The following is a 4,076-nucleotide window of genomic DNA, read 5'->3' as shown; positions in this document are numbered from 1 at the left end:
CGTGTGCTCTTCCGATCTCCGAAGGCAGATCCCCGTCTTCTGACGGTGGGTCAAGCAGGCCGTGGGGGCCTCACCCAAAATGGGCTTGCTGCACTTCGGACAGGCCACCGGGCGAACCCGGCGACACCACCATCGCAGCCCGCCGAGCGGCGCCTCGACGGCCGAAGGTCCCCGACGGTCCGCCGAAAGCCACTCCGCGCTACCGCGGCCGGCATGTTTGGATGGCGACATGGAACCGGAACGCATCGTCAGCGCGACCCGCGTCATCTCGGCCAGCGCCGAGCGGATTTTCGAATTGATCGCCGACCCCGCCCTCCAGCCCAGCTGGGACGGCAACGACAACCTCGCCTCGTCGGCCCCGGGCCAGCGCGTCCACCGGGTAGGTGACGTGTTCAAGACGACGCTCACCAACGGTGCCGTACGGGAGAACCACGTCGTGGAATTTATCGAAGGCAGCAAGATTGCCTGGTGCCCGGCCGAGCCCAGAAAGCAACCGCCCGGCCACCTTTGGCGTTGGGAACTCAACCCGATCAACGCCACGCTCACCAGTGTGACGCACACCTACGACTGGACGGCGCTGACCGACAGCAGCCGGTTCGACAAGGCTCGTTCGACGACGCCCGACATGCTGCGCGAGTCGATGGACCGGCTCGCCACCCTCGCGCAGGAAGACGGGAACTGACTGTGGCCAATCATGGGGCTCTGCCACCACCCGGTGACGACCGCGCCGCCATCGTCACCGGCGCGTCGTCGGGCATCGGCGAACAGTTCGCCGCGATCCTGTCTCGGCGCGGCTATCGGCTGGTGCTGGTGGCCCGCAGCGCCGACCGTCTCGCCGCGCTCGCCGCGCGGTTGGGACCGCAGGCGCATCCGCTGCCCGCCGACTTGTCCGATCGAACGCAACGAGCGGGCCTGGCCGACCGCCTCGCCGCGCTCGGCCTGATCCCCGACATCCTGATCAACAACGCCGGTTTCTCGACGCTCGGACTGGTCGCGAAATCCGTTCCGGAGAAAGAAATCAACCTCGTCGAGGTCGACGTCGCCGCTGTGGTGGACCTGTGCAGCAGATTCCTGCCGGGGATGGTCGAACGTCATCGGGGCGCCGTGCTGAACGTCGCGTCCATGGCCGCGTTCGGTCCCCTGCCGGGTCAGGCCGCGTACGGCGCCGCCAAGGCGTTCGTGTTGTCCTACACCCACAGCCTGCGCGCCGAGCTGCGCGGCACCGGGGTCAGCGCCACCGCGTTATGTCCGGGGCCGGTGGACACCGGATTCGGCGAGGCGGCCGGGTTCTCGAAAGAGGAAGCCGAATCCGCGCTGCCACGGGTGATGTGGGTTCCCGTCGACAAGGTAGCGCAGGCCGGAATTGACGGCCTCGCGGCCGGCGCGGCTGTCGTGGTCCCAGGCCGGGTGAACCGGTTGGCGTCGACGTTGTACCGGTACGGGCCGCCCGGGCTGTTGTCGTCGATGCTGGCACGCGGTCACCCGGCCTTCAAGCGGGATTGACAGGTGACCCTAGGAGCCCGAAGGTTAGCCGTTTCTGCCGCGCACCCACTGGAACGTGCCGTAGGTCTTGACGCGAACGCTGCTAAATCCGTGGTCTTCCAGCAGGTCGCCGATTTCGTCGTCGTCGAACACGTGCGCCCCGACGTTCGGCAGCATTTGCCAGAACCGGGCGGCACGCCCGACGGTGGGGACCATGATGGCCAGCCTTGCGCCCGGTTTCAGCACCCGCGCCATCTCGGCGATCGCGGCGGCCGGGTCCGGAATCAGCTGCAGTACCGCGGTCGAGATCACCGCGTCCACGGTGTTGTCGCGCAAGGGAACTCGTTGTGCATCGGCACGTAGGAAGCCGACTTGCGGTCCCGCTTCGTTGCGGACGGCGCGCGCCAGCATGGGCTCGGAGATGTCGATCCCGAGCGCCAGTCCATCCGGACCTGCCGCGCGGGCCAGGGACGCGGTGACGTTCCCCGGGCCCGAGCCGATGTCCAGGGCCACTCCGCCCGGCGGGATGTTCAACCATTCGACGGGCACCTGCCATGCACTGATCAGCCGGCGGGAGAACGCCTGGGCGTTGTCGTAAAGCAGTGACCCGATCGGTGACGCCCACGCCGCCTGGATCGGGCCGGTATTCTTCGCGACCGCCTCGTCGTCGGACGTTCCGATGCCCAGGACGTCGAGGTAACCCTTGCTCACGTTCGGCTCCGCCGGCGGATCGGCCAGTAGATCCATCGCTCGCCGTAAGGCTGGCGGCAGTGAGATATGCACGTCGGTCACGCGTACTCCTTCAGTCAAACATCAAGGGGCAGATTAAAACTCGGATCGTAATGCGGGATCCATCATCGCCTGACGGCGGCGTGCTCTCGCACCAGTGCGTACAGGCGCCACTGGCCCGGCACGCCCTTGAGTGCGCTCTCGCCGCGCTCGGCGAACCTGCGGCGCGACCCGGTGACGATGTCGCGCACCGTGGAGGACACCAGGACTTCGCTGGGCGCGGCCAGCGCCGCAACTCGGGCACCGATGTGCACGGCCATGCCGGCGATATCGTTCTTGAAGGCGCCGCGCACCTCGACTTCGCCGGCGTGAATGCCGACCCGCACCTCGATGCCGAGCACCCGTACCGCGTCGACTATCTCGTCGGCGCACGCCAGCGCGGCGCTGGGGCTGGTGAACGTCGCGACGAATCCGTCGCCGGCGGTGTTGACCTCGCGCCCCGCGAATCTCTGCAATTCGTGGCGGATGATCGTGTCGTGGTTGTCCAAGAGGTCGCGCCAGCGGTCATCGCCGAGCAGGGCGGCGCGCTCGGTGGATCCGACAATGTCGGTGAAGACGATGGTGGTCAGCAGGCGCTCGGCATCCGAGGCGCCGCGTACCCCGGTGATGAATTCTTCGATCTCGTCGAGCATGGGTGCGGTGTCACCGACCCAGTACAGCGCGTCTTCGCCCGGCAGCTCGACCAAGCGTGACCCGGTAATGCGCTCGGCCATGTATTGAGAGTGCTCGACGGGGCTGAAGCTCCGGTTGTCGCGATGCAGGATCAGCGTCGGCACGGCAATGCGCTCGAGCGTCTCGCGGACATCGGCCTCGCGGACCTTCTTGATGAAGGTGCGGGCCATGCTGGGCGACGCGGCGCGGTTGCCTGCCATATCCCACCAGGCGCGGAACGCCTCGTCGTGCGCCACGGAGGGAGCGATCAAGCCGAGTATGTCGAAACCTCGCTCGACGGCGTCCGGTTCGATCGCGACCGTCGTCATCGGATCGGTGGCCTCGAGCACGGAACCGATCGGGTAGTCGGGGCCGCGAAGGGTGCGCGCAGCACCGTTGACGATCACCAGCCTGTCGACCCGCTCGCGGTGGTCGGCCGCCAGGACGAGCCCCGCCAGTGACGTGAAACCCGGCGCAAAGATCGTTGCCCGCTCGCATCCGACCGCGTTCATGACAGCGATCGCGTCGTTCGCCCAGCTGTTCGGCCCGATCATGTCCGGCGAGGCCACCCGCGACGACAGGCCGATCCCGCGCTGGTCGAACCGGATCACCCGGCAGAAGGCGGCGAGCCGTCGATGAAAGCGGTACATCGACGGCTCGAGGTCGACACAGTCGATCGGGATCAACGGCCCCGGTAGGAGGAGCAAGTCGACCGGGCCCTCGCCGAAGACCTGGTAGGCGATATCGACCTCGCCGCAACTGGCGTAGCGAGTCCGCGGAGCTGTGGAAAGCCCGGCCACGCATACAGGCTAGTGCAGGTTCCCGACAACTTCCCGAGACGCCGACGCGCAAGACCCGCTAACGGCCGATGATCGGTACCCGGTAACGGGCGCCGTAGTCGCGGACGGTCAGCCACAGACCTACGACGAGTTCCTCGACTATTGGGACCAGATGCTCGACCGGTTCGTCCCGCACAAGACCGTGCTGTACGGCACCGGCTATCTCAGGAAAGGAATACCGGGCCCGCGCCGGATCCCGCGGCCGGTCTGGAAGATCCTCGCCGCACCGATCAACGCCTACACCCGGCTGGTGCTGGTGGGCACCCTGCCGCAGATGCGCGAGGTCTGCGGGCTCGAATGGGATGCCATCAAGGA

At 67.4% G+C, this 4,076-nt stretch carries 4 protein-coding genes and 1 pseudogene; 3 read left to right on the top strand and 2 right to left on the bottom strand.

Annotated features, from left to right (window positions below; all coding sequences use genetic code 11):
• The first annotated feature begins 229 nt into the window (after positions 1 to 229).
• Both JO059_RS02530 and JO059_RS02525 read left to right on the top strand, forming a co-directional pair.
• Positions 230 to 682, top strand: a complete 453-nt coding sequence (locus tag JO059_RS02530) for an SRPBCC family protein (protein ID WP_293314528.1) — start codon at positions 230 to 232, stop codon at positions 680 to 682.
• A gap of 2 nt (positions 683 to 684) precedes the next feature.
• Positions 685 to 1,503 carry an SDR family NAD(P)-dependent oxidoreductase gene (locus JO059_RS02525; protein WP_293314526.1) on the top strand — a complete coding sequence of 273 codons (819 nt, stop codon included), beginning with the start codon at positions 685 to 687 and terminating at the stop codon, positions 1,501 to 1,503.
• A 24-nt stretch (positions 1,504 to 1,527) separates the two neighbouring features.
• On the opposite strand, the gene JO059_RS02520 is transcribed toward JO059_RS02525, so the two are convergent.
• Both JO059_RS02520 and JO059_RS02515 read right to left on the bottom strand, forming a co-directional pair.
• Entirely contained in the window at positions 1,528 to 2,274 is a 747-nt protein-coding gene (locus JO059_RS02520; RefSeq protein WP_293314524.1) for a methyltransferase domain-containing protein, read from the bottom strand.
• A gap of 62 nt (positions 2,275 to 2,336) precedes the next feature.
• Positions 2,337 to 3,722, bottom strand: coding sequence for an adenylate/guanylate cyclase domain-containing protein (locus JO059_RS02515; protein WP_293314523.1), 1,386 nt, complete (start codon positions 3,720 to 3,722; stop codon positions 2,337 to 2,339).
• Between the two features lie 106 nt (positions 3,723 to 3,828).
• Here JO059_RS02515 and JO059_RS02510 point away from each other — a divergent pair.
• Positions 3,829 to 4,076: pseudogene (locus JO059_RS02510) on the top strand (oxygenase MpaB family protein); the annotation flags it as partial.

Origin of the sequence: Mycobacterium sp. (genome assembly GCF_019247615.1) — a bacterium.
GTDB lineage: Bacteria > Actinomycetota > Actinomycetes > Mycobacteriales > Mycobacteriaceae > Mycobacterium.
Note: the sequence above shows the minus strand (reverse complement) of the source record. Positions and strands in the feature narration are given on the sequence as shown.

Bases quoted from the DNA above. Each gene is read 5' to 3' on its own strand.
- JO059_RS02530 (WP_293314528.1), top strand. From the start codon at position 230: ATGGAACCGGAACGCATCGTCAGCGCGACCCGCGTCATCTCGGCCAGC.